Annotated in this window: 14 protein-coding genes; 11 read left to right on the top strand and 3 right to left on the bottom strand. The window is 70.9% G+C overall.

Annotated features, from left to right (window positions below; all coding sequences use genetic code 11):
* Positions 1–52 precede the first annotated feature (52 nt).
* Entirely contained in the window at positions 53–520 is a 468-nt protein-coding gene (locus tag FLX07_RS15635; RefSeq protein ID WP_208762228.1) for an Lrp/AsnC family transcriptional regulator, read from the top strand.
* Positions 521–555: 35 nt separating this feature from the next.
* On the opposite strand, the gene FLX07_RS15630 is transcribed toward FLX07_RS15635, so the two are convergent.
* Positions 556–1,056 (bottom strand): DinB family protein, encoded by a 501-nt coding sequence (locus FLX07_RS15630; RefSeq protein WP_142571668.1) that lies wholly within the window; start codon positions 1,054–1,056, stop codon positions 556–558.
* Between the two features lie 134 nt (positions 1,057–1,190).
* Here FLX07_RS15630 and FLX07_RS15625 point away from each other — a divergent pair, with 134 nt between their 5' ends.
* The 3 genes from FLX07_RS15625 (at position 1,191) to FLX07_RS15615 (ending at position 4,431) form a co-directional block, all read left to right on the top strand.
* On the top strand, positions 1,191–2,105 hold the full coding sequence (locus FLX07_RS15625) for a tetratricopeptide repeat protein (protein ID WP_142571508.1): 915 nt from the start codon (positions 1,191–1,193) through the stop codon (positions 2,103–2,105).
* 240 nt (positions 2,106–2,345) lie between these two features.
* Entirely contained in the window at positions 2,346–3,755 is a 1,410-nt protein-coding gene (locus FLX07_RS15620; RefSeq protein WP_142571507.1) for an NAD-dependent malic enzyme, read from the top strand.
* A gap of 100 nt (positions 3,756–3,855) precedes the next feature.
* Positions 3,856–4,431 carry a YqgE/AlgH family protein gene (locus FLX07_RS15615; RefSeq protein ID WP_142571506.1) on the top strand — a complete coding sequence of 192 codons (576 nt, stop codon included), beginning with the start codon at positions 3,856–3,858 and terminating at the stop codon, positions 4,429–4,431.
* 124 nt (positions 4,432–4,555) lie between these two features.
* Here the strand turns inward: FLX07_RS15615 and FLX07_RS15610 are convergent, their stop codons facing one another.
* On the bottom strand, positions 4,556–5,971 hold the full coding sequence (locus FLX07_RS15610) for a cellulase family glycosylhydrolase (RefSeq protein ID WP_142571505.1): 1,416 nt from the start codon (positions 5,969–5,971) through the stop codon (positions 4,556–4,558).
* A 261-nt stretch (positions 5,972–6,232) separates the two neighbouring features.
* On the opposite strand from FLX07_RS15610, the gene FLX07_RS15605 reads away from it, so the two are divergent.
* On the top strand, positions 6,233–7,270 hold the full coding sequence (locus tag FLX07_RS15605) for a leucine-rich repeat domain-containing protein (protein WP_142571504.1): 1,038 nt from the start codon (positions 6,233–6,235) through the stop codon (positions 7,268–7,270).
* Positions 7,271–7,285: 15 nt separating this feature from the next.
* Here FLX07_RS15605 and FLX07_RS15600 read toward each other — a convergent pair whose 3' ends face one another.
* Positions 7,286–7,927: a TetR family transcriptional regulator gene (locus FLX07_RS15600; RefSeq protein ID WP_167748254.1), complete on the bottom strand. Its 642-nt coding sequence runs from the start codon at positions 7,925–7,927 to the stop codon at positions 7,286–7,288.
* Between the two features lie 135 nt (positions 7,928–8,062).
* On the opposite strand from FLX07_RS15600, the gene FLX07_RS15595 reads away from it, so the two are divergent.
* From FLX07_RS15595 to FLX07_RS15565, 6 genes are all read left to right on the top strand, one after another.
* Positions 8,063–9,628 carry a DHA2 family efflux MFS transporter permease subunit gene (locus FLX07_RS15595; RefSeq protein WP_142571502.1) on the top strand — a complete coding sequence of 522 codons (1,566 nt, stop codon included), beginning with the start codon at positions 8,063–8,065 and terminating at the stop codon, positions 9,626–9,628.
* Between the two features lie 85 nt (positions 9,629–9,713).
* Positions 9,714–9,974 (top strand): DUF3039 domain-containing protein, encoded by a 261-nt coding sequence (locus tag FLX07_RS15590; protein ID WP_142571501.1) that lies wholly within the window; start codon positions 9,714–9,716, stop codon positions 9,972–9,974.
* Positions 9,975–10,045: 71 nt separating this feature from the next.
* Positions 10,046–11,491: a zinc metalloprotease gene (locus FLX07_RS15585; protein WP_223853433.1), complete on the top strand. Its 1,446-nt coding sequence runs from the start codon at positions 10,046–10,048 to the stop codon at positions 11,489–11,491.
* Between the two features lie 150 nt (positions 11,492–11,641).
* On the top strand, positions 11,642–12,568 hold the full coding sequence (locus FLX07_RS36455) for a hypothetical protein (protein WP_167748253.1): 927 nt from the start codon (positions 11,642–11,644) through the stop codon (positions 12,566–12,568).
* A gap of 456 nt (positions 12,569–13,024) precedes the next feature.
* Positions 13,025–13,636, top strand: a complete 612-nt coding sequence (locus FLX07_RS15570; protein WP_142571498.1) for a hypothetical protein — start codon at positions 13,025–13,027, stop codon at positions 13,634–13,636.
* 244 nt (positions 13,637–13,880) lie between these two features.
* Complete coding sequence (locus tag FLX07_RS15565; protein WP_142571497.1) at positions 13,881–15,638, top strand: DEAD/DEAH box helicase; 1,758 nt, start codon at positions 13,881–13,883, stop codon at positions 15,636–15,638.
* Positions 15,639–15,648: the final 10 nt, after the last annotated feature.

Genomic DNA, 15,648 nt, shown 5'->3' with positions numbered 1-15,648 from the left:
CGCAGTGGATGCCCTTTCGCCACAATCGCCGAATCGACGAAGGGATGAAGGCGTGACAGCCGAACTGGATTCGACCGACAGGAAGATCCTGGAGCTGCTGCAGAAGGACGCGCGGCTGCCCAACAAGGATCTCGCCGAGCGGGTCGGCGTCGCCCCCTCCACCGCTCTTGAACGCGTGCGGTCGCTGCGCCGGCGAGGCCTGATCACGGCCTTCCGCGCGGAGGTCGACACCCAGGCGCTCGGACGGCCGCTGGAGGCCCTGCTGGCAATGCGCGTGCGGCCCCACACGAGCCAGCTGGTGGAGCCGCTGCGGGCGTTCGTGCTCGGGCTCCCCGAGACGATCGCGCTGTTCCACGTGGCCGGCCCGCAGGACTTCCTGGTGCACGTCGCGGTGCCCGACGCCGATCACCTGCACCGCCTGATCCTCGAGCGCATCCTGGTCCGCCAGGAGATCGTCCATCTGGAGACGACGCTGATCTTCCGTACCGAGCGCAGGACCGTCCAGGGCCCGGTGAGCTGACGAAACGGTCGGCTGAAGGGCGGGGACGGGTCGTCTCAGACGCCCACGGTCCCGTCGACGCCCTCGCGCAGGAAGTCGGCGTGGCCGTTGTGCCGGGCGTACTCGTGGATCATGTGCAGCATCACCAGCCGCAGCGAGACGTCCTCGTCCCACCGGGGCGCGTAGGCGATGACGTCGAGCGACTCGGCCGCGCGCTCGATCCTGCGGGAGTGCTCGACCTCCGCCTGCCAGGCGGCGACCGCCTCCGCGCCGGTGGACCCGCTCGGGTCGTACGCCGCCTGGTAGTCGCCCTCCTCCGACCAGACGAGCGGCACGTCCTCCTTGCCGATCACCCGGCGGAACCACGCGCGCTCGACCTCGGCCATATGCCTCACCAGGCCGAGCAGCGTGAGCGTCGAAGGCGGCATCGACCTGCGGCGCAGCTCGTCGTCCGACAGGCCGTCGCACTTCAGCGCGAGCGTGGCCCGGTGGTAGTCGAGGAACGCCCGCAGCATCTCGCGCTCGTCGGCGACGGTCGGCGGGGCGATGCGTTCCATTGTCACGTCCTGCTCCCTTTATACGGTGTTTCGTGCGTCGTTCACCTTACGGCGGGCACCGGCTCGCCCAGATCGCGGAGGAAGGCGGCGCGGATGGCACGGATCACACGGACGGGTACGGCAGGATTGGGGGTATGGCAGCGGACTTCTCTCGACCTGGATCGCTCTACGGCGCCGTGGACCTCGGCGCACGCAAGCAGACACTTGAGGCCCAGGCGCGGCGTGAGGCCGCCGGGCCGTCCGGAGCCGCTTCGGCGGACGTCATCGAGGTGACCTCGGCCACCTTCAACGCCGAGGTGGTGGAGCGCTCCCTGAGCGTTCCCGTGATCGTCGAGGCGACGGTGAGCAGGGCCGAGCAGGTCCGGCAGTTCAGCGGCGTCATGGAGAAGCTGGCCGCGGAGGCGGCGGGCGCGTGGGTGCTGGCGAGGGTCGACGTGGAGGCCGACCCGCAGCTCGCCCAGGCGCTGCGGATGCGCGCGGTGCCCACCGTCTATCTGGCCTTCCAGGGGCAGCTCATGCCCCTGTTCGAGGGCCCGTTGCCGGAGGCGCAGCTCCGGCAGGCGTTGTCGCAGGTGTTCGAGCAGCTCGGCATGGAGCCGGCCGCGCCCGCCGAGGACGAGCCCGCCGAGCCGCCGGTCGACCCCGAGCTCCTGGCGGCCGAGGAGGCCGTGGAGAAGGGCGACCTGGACGCCGCGGCCGTGGCGTACGAGCGCCTGCTGGCGAGGTCGCCGTCGGACGAGGGCGCGAAGATCGGCCTCGCCGGGGTCGGGCTGCTGCAGCGCACGCAGGACCTCGATCCGGCCGACGTGCAGCGCCGGGTCGCCGGGAACGCCGACGACGTGGACGCGCAGACCCAGGCCGCCGACCTGGAGATGGTGAACGGCCAGGTGGACGAGGCGTTCGACCGGCTCGTCGCGGTCGTGCGGCGCACCCGGGGCGCCGACAGGGACAAGGCGCGCGTCCACCTGCTGGGGCTGTTCGACGCGCTGCCCGCCGACGACCCGTCCGTGTCGCGGGCGCGCAGGGCGCTGGCCAACGCGCTCTTCTGATCGGTTCCCGCCCGCCCGCCCGCCCGCCCGGGCCGGCGGCACGGCGGGGTGCGGGACGGGCATGGCGCGTGGTGGGGCAGCCGGACACGGGCTGAAACATCCCGCCGGGGATGGCACGATGGATAGCACCCATGAGCCGTCCGGCCGGATGCGCGAGCGTGGCCGCCATGCGGAGGCCACGCCCCACTGGAGCAGCCGGGAGAGCACGGCCAGGCATCACCCGCAAAGGAGCGGATAGACGTGGCCACCGTGCCCAGCGTGTCCTACTCGATCACCGTGCGCCTCGAGGTGCCCGCAGGGGGCAAGGCGGTCAGCCTGCTCACCCACGCGGTGGAGAACGCGGGCGGCGTCGTGACCGCCCTTGACGTGACCAACGCCGGTCACGAGAAGCTCCGCATCGACGTGACGTGCGCGGCCAAGGACGCCGACCACGTGCAGGCGATCGTGGACAGCCTCGGCGCGGTCGAGGGCGTCGCGATCCACAAGGTCTCCGACCGGACCTTCCTCATGCACCTCGGCGGCAAGATCGAGATGCAGTCGAAGGTCCCGCTGCGCAACCGCGACGAGCTGTCGATGGCGTACACGCCGGGGGTGGCGCGGGTCAGCCTGGCGATCGCGCGCAACCCCGAGGACGCCCGCCGCCTCACGATCAAGCGGAACTCGGTCGCCGTCGTCACCGACGGCTCGGCCGTCCTCGGCCTCGGCAACATCGGCCCCGCCGCCGCACTGCCGGTGATGGAGGGCAAGGCCGCCCTGTTCAAGCGGTTCGCCGGCATCGACGCCTGGCCCATCTGCCTCGACACGCAGGACGTGGACGAGATCGTCGCCACCGTACGGGCCATCGCGCCGGGCTTCGGCGGCATCAACCTGGAGGACATCTCGGCGCCGCGCTGCTTCGAGGTGGAGCGGCGGCTGCGTGAGCTGCTCGACATCCCGGTCTTCCACGACGACCAGCACGGCACCGCCATCTGCGTGCTCGCCGCGCTGACGAACGCGCTGAAGGTCGTCGGCAAGGAGATCTCCGAGGTGCGGATCGCGATGGCCGGCGCAGGCGCGGCCGGCACCGCCGTCCTGCGCCTGCTGCTGGCGGCCGGGGCGAGGAACGTCGTCGTCTGCGACTATCTCGGGGCCGTGCACCTCGGCCGCGACGACCTCGACGAGTCGCTGCGGTGGATCGCCGAGCACACCAACGGCGACGGGTACGGCGGCGACCTGCGCGGCGCGGTCAAGGGCGCCGACGTCTTCATCGGCGTCTCCGCGCCGGGGATCCTGACCGGGGACGACGTCGCCACCATGGCGAAGGACGCGGTGGTGTTCGCGCTGGCCAACCCCGAGCCGGAGGTCTCCCCGGACGACGCCCGCGAGCACGCGGCGGTCGTGGCCACGGGCCGGTCGGACTACCCCAACCAGATCAACAACGTGCTGGCGTTCCCGGGCGTGTTCCGCGGCCTGCTCGACGCTCAGGCGGACGGCGTCACACAGGAGATGCTCCTCGCGGCGGCCCGCGCGCTGGCCGCGGTCGTGACGAGCGAGGAGCTCGGCCCCAACTACATCATCCCCAGCGTCTTCCACCCCGACGTGGCCAACGCGGTGGCGGCGGCCGTACGAGAGTCGGCCGGCGGCAGGGCGCGCGGTTTCACCGAGGCCTGATCGACTCCCGATTGGTGACAGAGTGTCACGCTGAGTAATATGACACGGCAAATCGGGGTCGGCGTGCACGAATCCGCAATCCTCCTTCATGATGGGATGTATGGCGGAGGCGATCTACGTCGGCGGGTTGCTTGTAGCGACGCCACTGCTCGACGACCCCAACTTCCGGCGTAGCGTGGTGCTCGTCCTGGAGCACGACGAGGACGGCGGGACGTTGGGTGTGGTGCTCAACCGGCCCAGCGAGGTCTCCGTGACCCAGGTCTTACCGTCCTGGGACGCCCTGGTCACGGGCCCTCCGGTGCTGTTCGAGGGGGGCCCGGTGCAGACGGACAGCGCGCTCGCGCTCGCCGTCGTGCTCAGCGGCGAGGAGCCGCTCGGCTGGCGCCGGCTGCAGGGCAGGGCGGCGGTCTCGCGCCTCGGCACGGTGGATCTCGACGCGCCGCCGGAGATCCTGGCGGGGGAGATCTCCCAGATGCGGATATTCGCGGGCTACGCGGGCTGGACCGCGGGACAGCTCGACAACGAGCTTCAGGAAGGCGCCTGGTACGTCGTGGACTCTGATCCGGGCGACACCTTCCACCCGAACCCGGACACGCTGTGGCGCACCGTGCTGCGCAGGCAGAAGGGGGACCTCGCACTGGTCGCCACCTTCCCCGACGACCCTCTGCTCAACTGAGCCTGCTCAACTGATCCCCGGCACGCCCCGCCTGGGTCGCGCGGTGATGACACGCGGTGACACTCGGTGACACGCCGGGGCCGGGCGCGGGGAGCACGCCCGGCCGTGGGTGACGCGCCGTGTCTCAGCTCGCGGTGCAGCTCACCGCCGGCACCGCGTTGGCGCCGTTCCAGGAGCCGAGGAACCCGAACGAGGTGGACGCTCCGGCGCCGAGGCCGCCGTTGTAGCTCACGTTCTTGGCGGTGATCGACGATCCGCTCGACGTCACCGTGGCGTTCCACGCCTGGGTGATCGCCTGGCCGTTGGCGTACGTCCAGGTCACGGTCCAGCCGGAGACCGCGCCGGAGCCGGCCGTGACGGTCACCTCGCCCTGGAAGCCGCCGCCCCACTGGTTGGAGACCTTGTACGTCGCCGAGCAACCCTTGGCGCCACCGCTCGGGGACGGGCTGGGGCTCGGGGACGCGCTCGGCGAGGCACTGGGCGAGGCACTGGGCGAGGCACTGGGGGAGGCGCTGGGGGAGGTGGACGGGCTGGGCGACGGGCTCACCGGCGGCTGGCCGCTGTAGATCGTCGCCTCCTTGGCGGTCGACCTGACGCCGTTTGCGCCGTTGAAGAGCCGCTGGCCCCACGAGGTGAGCTGGCTTACGTTGAAGTTCGTCACCTGGTCCAGGTATTCGACGCCGCCGCCGTTGCCGCTCCACGACCAGCCTAGGTAGCCGACGCCCCGCGACTGGGCCTGCGACATGATCGTGTCCTCGTCGGGGTCGCCGTCCGAGTGCATGTTGCCGAACTCGCCGATCACCAGCGGCAGGCCGGCGGTCTGGAACGCCTGGAGATAACCGGTGACCTCGGCCGCCGTGTCGAAGACGCCGTACATGTGGATCGAGAAGACGGTGTTCTTCTGGGGGTCGGCGGCGAGGACCGAGGCGGCGTTGTCGCGCATGACGAACTGCCAGTCCTGGCCCCAGTTCGGCGCGTCGACCATCAGCAGGTGCTGGAATCCGGCCGTCCGCATTCTGCTGATCGCGCTCTTGGTCGCGCTGGTCCAGGCGGACGGGTTGTTGTTGCCGTACGGCTCGTTGCCGATGTTGATGACGACGTAGTTCTCCTGGCCGGTCAGCACGCTCTTGAGGCCGACCCAGTAGTCGACCGCCTGGTCGAGCGTGTACGCACCGCTCTGCTCGCCGTAGCCGGTGGTGTCGTGGTTCTCCAGCACGCAGATTAACCGGTTCTGCTTGCACAGCGCGATGACGTTGGCGACGTCGCTCGCCGTGTTGGCCGTCCAGCGGCCGCCGCTCAGCACGACGCGGACGGTGTTCGCGCCCAGCGACTTGATGTTCGCGAACGAGCTCGTCTGGCTCGCGTACCAGGTGTGGGCGTGGCTGGTGCCCCGCATGATGAACTGGTTCCCGTTGGCTTCGAGTACCTTCGTGCCGCTGACGTGGAGCCCGGTCGCGGCCTGCGCGCTCTGGGTCATCGCGATCACCGACGTCAGGAGGGCGAGGACGGCCGCGCCCACGGCGATGAAACGTCTTCTCATTTCTGCACCTCGGGTGGGGGGAACGGCGCCTTGGGGGGCGCCTCACGCACGATAGGCAGGGGGAACCGGGGCCGTACAGGAGTGGGCTCCCGTGCGATCGTCGACGGGCCTGGCGCTACTGAACCGGTTCTGCGGCACGTGCCATCGGACCAGCGCGATCTCCCGCCGCGGGCCTCACCCGGGCCGCGTCATCCCGATGAAACGTTCACCGGCCGGCCGCTGCGTGCGAGGCTGCGGAGGTCGTCTGTAAAGTCGGCTGCCATGCCCGATCTCGGTGTGCCCCGTCCCGGCGTGCCCCGTCCCGGCGTGCCCCGTCCCGGCGGGTCAGAACCGCAGTGGGCGCCAGCGGGGGGCGTGCGGTTCGCCGGCGGTGTGCCGGTCGCCCTGGTGGCGCCCGGTGCGGGGCTGGCGTCGCTGCCCGCGGCCGTGGGCGACTTGGCCGCGCTGCGCCACATCGACCTCGACGGGAACGCGCTCACGACGCTGCCCGGCTGGATCGGGAGCCTGGAGCGGCTGCGGGTCCTGCTGCTCTACGGCAACCGGATCGCGGCCCTTCCGCCGGGACTGGGCCGTCTCACCTCGCTCGAACACCTCAGCGCCGGGCGCAACGCGCTGACCGCGGTGCCGGACGCCCTGTGGCGGCTCAGCCGGCTGCGGTCGCTCAACCTGGCGGAGAACGAGATCGCCGACCTTCCTCCCGGCCTCGGCCGCCTTCGCGAGCTGCGCATGCTCGACCTGGGGCACAACCGGTTGCGCGAGGTGCCCGCGGAGATCGGCGACCTGCCCCGCCTCACGGACTACCTCTATCTGAGCGACAACGGGTTCACGTCGGTGCCCGCCTCGCTGGGACGGCTCGACCGGCTCGGCTATCTCAACCTGGCGGACAACCGGCTGGCCGCGCTGCCGGAGACGATCGGCGGCATGACCGGCCTGCACGAGCTGCGTGCCCACGACAACCGCCTGACCACGCTGCCGGAGACGATCGGCCGCCTGACCGGGCTGCGCGAGCTGCACCTCAGGAACAACCGCCTCGCCGCGCTGCCCGAGGCGATCGGAGGGCTGCGTGCGCTGCGTCACCTCGATCTGCGCGGCAACCCCCTGGAACGGCTCCCCGACTCCGTCGCGGGCCTGACCGAACTGACCCACCTCGACCTGCGGGCGACCCGCCTGTCCACGCTGCCCGGCGGGCTCGCGGAGCTGCCGCGGCTGGAGAAGCTCGACCTGCGCTGGATCAAGTTCGACGAGGTCCCCGCCTGTGTCCGCCCGCTGCGTGAGCGCGGGTGCGTCGTCCTGCTGTGAGGACGCGCCCGGCGGTCAGCCCGGGGCGGCGACGGGCTCGGCCGCCCCGGAGCGTACGGGCTGGTCCCAGCCGGGACACAGGGAACGCTCGGCCAGCGCGAGCAGGTCCTCCAGCCGGCGTGCCAGCACGGCGGGGTCCTGCGTGCGCTCGTCGAAGCAGGCGAGGGCGACGCTGACGAAGACGGCCACGACGAACTGCGGCTGAAGGTCGCACGGCTCGGCTCCCAGCCTGCGGGCCACCTCGGCGACCATCCTGCGCTCGTTCTCCTTGATCAGGCGCATGGTCCCGGCGAGCAGGGCGGGCGTGGAGTGCACCACCTTCTGGCAACGCAGGTACCTGCCTGCCTCCGCGTCATCCGCCTCTCGTAGTATCCGCAGTAACGAGCGCATCGCCTGACACAGTGCCGTGAACGGCGACTCCGACTCGGGGCGTGCGGCCAGCTCCGCGAGGAGCAGCCGCTGCTCGTCGGCGGTCAGCGAGAGCGCCACGTCCTCCTTGGAGGCGAAGTACCGGAAGAACGTCCGGGGCGAGACCTCCACCTCGGCGGCGATCTGGTCGACGGTCGTCGCCTCGTAGCCCTTGGTGAGGAAGAGATCGAGGGCCGCGTCGATCAGAGCGTCCCGCGTCCGCTGCTTCTTGCGTTCGCGTAGACCCACGGCGGCCACCTCCTCGAAACTGCCAGTTCACAAACTTTCAGATGTCACCGTATGTCGGATAAAAGGATTTGTCATCTGTCATCGACTGACATAAATTGCTGGCGGTTGACTCAGAGGTTCTAAGGGGGACTCTTCATGACTCAAGCCGTATCGGTGGACGCCGACGCGCCTCCGGAACGAGGCCAGGGGCATCCATGGCTCACGCTGCTCGCCGTCTCGCTCGGCGTGATCATGGTCATGCTCGACGGCACGGTCGTGGCGATCGCGAACCCGGTCATCCAGGTCGAACTCAAGGCGACGCTGGCGGACCTGCAGTGGGTGACCAGCGGTTACCTGCTCGCGCTGGCGGTCTTCCTGATCACCGCGGGCAAGCTCGGCGACCTGTTCGGGCACAAGCGCGTCTTCCTGATCGGCGTCGCCGGCTTCGCGCTGACCTCGCTCGCCATCGGACTGTCGTCCTCGATCGGCGTGCTGATCGCGCTGCGGGTGCTGCAGGGACTGTTCGGCGCGCTGCTCCAGCCCGCCGCACTCGCGTTGCTCAGGTCGGCGTTCCCCGGTGAGAAGCTCAACATGGCCATGGGCGCGTGGGGCGCGATCATCGGTCTGTCGAGCGCGGCGGGCCCGATCGTCGGCGGGCTCCTGGTGGAGAACGTGAGCTGGCAGTCGGTCTTCTTCATCAACGTGCCGGTCGGCGTGGTGGCTTTGGTGTTCGGGCTGTGGGCGCTGCGGGAGAACAGGGCCTCGATGCTGTCCCGGGTCGACTGGCTCGGCGTCGTGCTGCTGTCCGGCGCGATGTTCTCGCTCGTGTGGGCCATCATCAAGGCCCCCGAATGGGGCTGGGGCGACGCCAAGACGCTCGGCTTCCTCGCCGCCACCGTGGTGATCGGGGCCGTGTTCCTGTTCTGGCAGTCGAAGGCGAGCGAGCCGCTGCTGCCGCTGAGCCTGTTCCGCAACGCCTCGGTCTCGATCGGGACCGTCCTTATGATCCTCATGTCGTTCGCGATGTTCGGCGCGATGTTCTTCCTCACGTTCTTCTTCCAGGGCGTGCACGGGCTCACGCCGCTCGACTCGGGTCTGCGGATGCTGCCGATGAGCGCCGGCATGATCGTCGCCTCGCCCATCGCGGGCGTCCTCATCGGCAAGCTCGGTCCGAGGATCACCATCGCGGGCGGCATGGTGATCACCGCCTTCGCGATGTTCCTCATGTCGCGGCTCAGCGTCGAGGCCGCCTTCGCCGACAGCGCGATTCCGTTCGTGCTGCTCGCGTTCGGCCTGTCGCCGGTGTTCGTCGGCGCCACCGAGATCATCGTGGGCAACGCGCCGGTGGAGCTGAGCGGCGTCGCGGGCGGCGTGCAGAACTCCGCGATGCAGGTCGGCGGCGCCCTCGGCACCGCCATCCTGGGCGCGGTCGTGTCCGCGAAGGTCGCCGACGTGCTGCCCGGCTACCTCGGCCCGGTGGCGCAGGGCGTCAAGCCTGAGGAGATGGCGGGGCTGAAGGCCCTCGCCTCGGTGGGCCAGGCCCCGCCGGGGCTGCCGGCCCAGGTGGCCAAGACGTTCTCCGACGCGGCGCACCTGTCCTTCATGGACGGTCTGCACCTCGGCTTCGTCGTGAGCACGGCGGTCGCCCTGGTCGCGGCGGCGCTGGCCCTGTTCGTCAAGGCCGGCCGCAAGACCGAGGGCGCCCCGGTCCACATGGGCTGACGCCAGGTCCGTTCCGTACGGCCCCCGCCACCCGGCGGGGGCCGTACGCGCGTCCGGGGCGCGGGCGCCCGCTCGCTCAGTAGACTTGCTATCCGTGAGCGGCACGAAGATTCTTCCCGAGAGCGACGTAACACCCCGGCTCTCGCACGGCGACGGTGACCACGAGCGCTTCTCGCACTTCGCCGACAAGAACAAGATCACTGAGAGCTACGTGACCGGCGCACCGGTGCGGGCCCTGTGCGGCAAGGTCTGGGTGCCCAGCCGCGACCCGAAGAAGTATCCGGTCTGCCCGGAGTGCAAGGAGATCTACGAGGGGTTGCCCAAGGGCGAGCCCTCCGGCGAGTGAGTGTCGATACGGGATCATCGTCTCCCCGGCGGCTAGGGTCTGCCTTCTGACCAGCCGTATCGGGGGAACGAATGGTTCGGCGACCCATCGCCGTCGTCCTTGCATGCCTTTACGCGCTGGGCGGCGCGTGCGCCGCCCAGGCGTCCGCCGCCTCCGGGCCGACCGGTGGTCTCGCCGGCGCCGGACTGCGCGGATCGCCGCCCTCCCGGCCGGACGCCTGCCTCGCCCGTCACCCCGTTCCGCACAGCCGGCACGGCGTGGGCGCGCTCACGCACGGCCTGGAGCCGCGTGAGCCAGGGCCGGACGAGGTCGCCCGGATGGCGGCCGACCTGGCCCGCAGGCTTGGGACGGCGCAGCCGAGACAGCCCGCGCGGCCGAGTCAACCCGCGCGGCCGAGACAGCCCGCGCGGCAGGTAGACGCCGCGCAGTCCGGAGCCACAGCGCCACCGGGTGGCACGGCGGCTCCGGGTGGCACGTCAGGCCCGGTTCGCACGTCGGGCACGGGTCGCACGGCGGCTCCGGGGGTCACGGCGCGGCCGGGGAGCGGTGCGAACGCCCGGCGAAGCGGTGCCAAGACCGTCGAGCGGATCACCGTCCCGGTGTGGGTGCACATCATCAGGGACCACGCGCTGGGCCTGCCCGACGCCGCCGTGTCCCGGCAGATCGCCGTGCTGAACAGCGCCTACTCCGGCGGGTACGGCGGGGCCGACACCGGCGTGCGCTTCGAGCTCAAGGGCACCACCCACACCGACAACCGGAGCTGGTTCCGCGACCCCCTCGGCTACGAGGAACCGATGAAGAAGAAGCTGCGTATCGGGGGTCCCGAGACGCTCAACCTGTACATCGCGCAGCTGAGCCGGCTCGTGCTCGGCTACTCCACCTATCCGTACTGGTACGACGACGAGCCCGTGCTGGACGGCGTGGTGATCGACTGGCGGAGCGTCCCCGGAGGCCCGCTGCGCGACTTCGCCAGAGGCTTCACGGCGGTGCACGAGATCGGCCACTGGCTGGGCCTGCTGCACACCTTCGAGAACGGCTGCAAGGCCCCGGGCGACTCGGTGGACGACACTCCCGCCGAGGCGTACCCGACGAACGGCTGCCCCTCCAAGAAGGACACCTGCCCGGCCGCGGGCGGCGACCCGATGCACAACTTCATGGACTACGCCCAGGACCGCTGCATGCGCGAGTTCACCGCGGGCCAGGGCGTACGCGTCCACCAGATGTGGGACGCCTATCGCCGCCCCGAGCCGCAGGGAGCCGACGCGGGGCTTTATGAGGCCGCCGCCGGTGCTACCAGCGGCGCCGCGGACCGCGCGGAGGGCGCCACGAGCGGTGCCACGGAGGGTGTTACGAACGGCACCGCGGACCGCGCGGAGGGTGCCACGAGCGGCGCCACGGAGGGTGTTACGAACGGCGCCGCGGACGACCCGGTGCCGAACCTCGCCGCACAGGGGCCCGAGGGCCCGGCCGACGACATGGAGGGCGATGCGCAATCGTCAGGAGGAACAGGGCGATGACGAATCGGCCGGAGCCGTTGACGTCGCGGCGCGGGTGTGAGTAACTCCACAGCAGCGTTCATGGTCACGAAGTCTCGCGCCCGGCCCTGAGCGCCGAGTCGCTCGCCGGTTCCGTCCCACGCGCCCGGCCAGGCCGCCCGGGGAGGCTTTGTGGATGACCAGTGGATGCGCCGGGTCTGGCCCCCAGCAGGGGAGGAGACCCCGCCGTCCAAGGAGGGCCCCACCCGCCCGTACGGCGCCCCGGGCGGGCCGCCGCGGTCGTCCACGCCGTCCACGCCGTCCGCGCCGTCCGCGCCGTCCGCGTCTCCCCAGTGGCCCACACGGCCGTACGCCGGCCGTGAACCGGACCGGAACTCCGCAGAGGAGAGCCTCACCGGCCTGTACGGCGCGCCGGTCGCCGAGCGGCGGCAGGCCGACCGCCCGGCCTGGCCCTCGCTGGGCCTGGAGTCCCCGGAGCCCGAGGACGACCTGCCCCCGTCGGCCAGCCGCTACCGCGCACCCGAGACGCCTCCCCGCCCGATGCCGCGCTGGTTGCGGCGTCTTCTCGTCGGAGGTCTCGCGCTGGTCTGCTCGGCCGCCGTCATCGGCGCGGTGGTGGTGACGGTGCTGCACCGTGCCGAGAGCGCGCCCCCCACGGTGATCCACGACCAGATCGCCGGGGTCTCCTACACGTTGCCGCCGGAGTGGCGGGAGGGCGTGGTCGCGCCGGTGACCGGCTTCACCTCCGTCGCCGCGCGCGGGGACAGCGCCACGGTCATGGCCCGCTCCGGCGACCGGGTGGACCCGCCCAACCTGCGCTCGGCCGTCATCGACCTGAGCGATCTCTACGCGCAACTGCTGCTGCACGGGGACAAGGTCGAGGTGCTGGACGACCGCGCGGTGACCGTCGGCGGGCGGCCGGGTCACACGCGGGCCGTACGCGCCGAGTACACCGACGTGGTGAACGAGCCCGCCTTCATGCGGGTGACCCTGCTGACCCGGCCGGACGGCGGCAGCACGGTCCTGCTGGGGCTGGCCCATCCCGACCGTCCCCAGTCGCGGGCCGAGATCGAGGGCCTGATGTGGGGAGCCCGCTGATCACGCGCTTGGTCCGCCGTTCCCCGGCAACCGCTGGGGGGACGGCGTGACGCGGTCTCCCGGTGGCCGTGGTGCTCGAACGCCTGAGGCCTCCGCATGACGGCGGGCAACGCGAACTCGTGACAACCGGCCGACGGCCCGCGGGAATTTCGATTTCCGCGGCCGCCGGCCGCTCTTCATCCCGTTTGCCCGGTGTCGGCGTCTGACATTTCTCGCCGGAGTGCGCGCGAATTCTGGCATAGATGGGTGATTTTCCGGTTATGGCCTGCTGGTGCCGTTACCAGGAGAGATAGCGCTAATGTCGGGATGCCTTTGGAATAGGCGTAACATCTGTTTGCCAGCATCCGATAAGTGGCTCGCTGCCCGCGTTTCTCCGGACAGGTATCTTCGGTGTCGCATCGCACGAAAAACGCGGTGACCCGGAAAGACCAATTCTCACCATGGGGGGAAATCAAATTGATTTCTCGTAGGAGCAGTTCGGCCTCTGGTTCGCGTGGCGCCGGTCGCCTGCTGATGTGGTCCGCCGCGGCGGCGGTGACCTGCGCGGCGGTTGGACTGTCGGGCTCGATCGCGGCGAATGCCACCACGACGAAGATCGCCCCCGCCGCGCATGCGGCGACCACTCCACAGGGCGGAGGGGAGAAGCAGAAGTTCATTCCCTTCCCGCGTCTCGACAGCACGGACATCGTCACCAACTTCACATTCGCCGCCGGCGCGACGGCCATCGCCCCGACCGCCACGCGGACTTTCACCGGGTCGGCGCGCAGGGGCAACGTGTTCGTCCACGACGGCAGCACTTGGACGAACCTGACGCCGGTCTTCGGAACCGGCTACTACTACGACATCTCCCTGGCCCGGTCGCCCAGCACGGCGGTCCCGGCCGGGGCCAACGGGGTCGCGTTCCCGGCCACTGGCGCTGCCGCGGGCCAGGTCAGGGTCACCGTGCGCAGGGCGGACGGCGCGATCCTCCGCTCCGACTGCACGGTCAGCTCCCTGAGCGGCGCCGGGACGATCGGCACGTTCCAGCCGCTCACCACGGCCAACTGCACTGCCCCGCAGACGCTGTGACGGCGGGTTCGCACATGTAGCACCCAGGGCGGACAGCCGGGGAGAGCGATCGGCTCCCAGGGCTGTCCGCCCTCGTGCGTGAGGACACCGGCGACTCCGATGTGCTCGACGCCACACCGGGCGAATTCCGACCGGGCTGCGTGTGCTCGGCGCGTCCTGTCGGTCCGGCGGGCTAGTCTGAATCCACTGTGAGGGAGCGAACCGATAGAGACACCAGTGTTCCGATGAGTTCGGGGAGGCGTCGTTGAGCGTTTCGGCCGCGTCCCACCTCTCCCCGTCCTACCCCGACAGAGCCGCCTGGGGCACCGCCCCGAAGCTGCGCGCATGGCAGCAGCAGGCATACGACCTCTACTTCAGCCGTGAGCCGCGCGACTTCCTGACCGTCGCCACCCCCGGCGCCGGCAAGACGACGTACGCGCTGCGGATCGCCAGCGAGCTGCTCAGCCGCGGGATCGTGCGCGCACTGACGATCGTCACCCCCACCGAGCACCTCAAGCGGCAGTGGGCCGACGCCGCGGCCCGGGTCGGGATCAGCATCGACCCGGAGTTCAAGAACAGCCAGGGCGCCACCTCACGCGACTACGTCGGAGTGGCGGTCACCTACGCGCAGATCGCGATGCACCCGGCGCTACACCGGGCCCGCACCGAGGCGCGCAAGACACTGGTGATCTTCGACGAGATCCACCACGCCGGCGACGCGAAGTCGTGGGGCGACGGCATCCGCGAGGCGTTCGAGCCGGCGACCAGACGACTCGGGCTGACCGGCACGCCGTTCCGGTCCGACGACAGCCCGATTCCGTTCGTCACCTACGTCGAGGACGGCGAGGGGGCGATGCGGAGCGTCTCCGACTACTCCTACGGCTACGGCCCCGCGCTGGCCGACAACGTCGTGCGTCCGGTCATCTTCCTGGCGTACTCGGGAGAGATGAAGTGGCGCACGCGCGCGGGCGACGAGATCGCCGCCACCCTCGGCACGCCGCTGACCAAGGACCAGCTCTCGCAGGCGTGGCGGGCCGCCCTCGACCCGAAGGGCGACTGGATCCGCCAGGTCATCCACGCGGCCGACCGGCGCCTCACCGAGGTGCGGCGGGGCGTTCCCGACGCGGCGGGGCTGGTCATCGCCTCCGACCACGAGTCGGCCCGCGCCTACGCCCGGCACATCCGCACGGTGACCGGCGAGGGCGCCGAGGTCGTGCTCTCCGACGACCCGGGCGCGTCCAAGAAGATCAAGGACTTCGGCACATCCGACCGGCGCTGGCTGGTCGCGGTCCGGATGGTCTCCGAGGGCGTCGACATCCCCCGGCTGTGCGTCGGCGTCTACGCCACGAGCACCTCGACCCCGCTGTTCTTCGCCCAGGCCGTCGGGCGTTTCGTCCGCGCCCGCAAGCGGGGGGAGACCGCGTCGGTCTTCCTGCCCTCGGTGCCCGTCCTGATGGGCCTGGCGGGCGAGATGGAGGAAGAGCGCGACCACGTGCTGGGCCGCCGCCGCGACGAGGACGGCCTCGACGACCTGCTGCTCGAACAGGCCCAGCAGGACAAGAAGCAGCCCGACGCCCTCGGCGACGAGCTGCCCTTCCAGACGCTGGAGGCGTCCGCGACCTTCGACCGGGTGCTGTTCGACGGCGGCGAGTTCGGCACCGCCGCCGCGCCGGGCTCGCCGGAGGAGGAGGACTTCATCGGCCTTCCCGGCCTGCTGGAGCCCGACCAGGTGGCCTCACTGCTGCGCAAGCGTCAGGCCGACCAGCAGGCGGCCAAGCGCAAGACCAAGAAGGGGAGCGAGGACGACGCGCCCGCTCTCGCGCCGCACGAGCAGCTCGCCGAGCTCCGCAAGGAGCTGAACGGCCTCGTCGGCGCGTGGAACCACCGCACCGGCCAGCCGCACGGCGTCATCCACGCCGAGCTGCGCCGGGCCTGTGGCGGCCCCGCCATCGCGCAGGCCACCGCCGAGCAGATCCGCGAGCGAGTCGCGATGATCCGCAAGTGGGCCACCCAGCGCAAGTGATCCGGCTCGT

The organism is Microbispora bryophytorum (assembly GCF_006874465.1).
In the GTDB taxonomy this organism is placed as follows: Bacteria; Actinomycetota; Actinomycetes; order Streptosporangiales; family Streptosporangiaceae; genus Microbispora; species Microbispora bryophytorum.
Note: the sequence above shows the minus strand (reverse complement) of the source record. Positions and strands in the feature narration are given on the sequence as shown.

Excerpts from the sequence above, each read along its gene's own strand:
- FLX07_RS15630 (WP_142571668.1), bottom strand. The coding sequence starts at position 1,056 with ATGGAACGCATCGCCCCGCCGACCGTCGCCGACGAGCGCGAGATGCTG.
- FLX07_RS15625 (WP_142571508.1), top strand. The coding sequence starts at position 1,191 with ATGGCAGCGGACTTCTCTCGACCTGGATCGCTCTACGGCGCCGTGGAC.
- FLX07_RS15615 (WP_142571506.1), top strand. The coding sequence starts at position 3,856 with ATGGCGGAGGCGATCTACGTCGGCGGGTTGCTTGTAGCGACGCCACTG.
- FLX07_RS15610 (WP_142571505.1), bottom strand. The coding sequence starts at position 5,971 with ATGAGAAGACGTTTCATCGCCGTGGGCGCGGCCGTCCTCGCCCTCCTG.
- FLX07_RS15605 (WP_142571504.1), top strand. The coding sequence starts at position 6,233 with ATGCCCGATCTCGGTGTGCCCCGTCCCGGCGTGCCCCGTCCCGGCGTG.
- FLX07_RS15595 (WP_142571502.1), top strand. The coding sequence starts at position 8,063 with ATGACTCAAGCCGTATCGGTGGACGCCGACGCGCCTCCGGAACGAGGC.
- FLX07_RS15585 (WP_223853433.1), top strand. The coding sequence starts at position 10,046 with ATGGTTCGGCGACCCATCGCCGTCGTCCTTGCATGCCTTTACGCGCTG.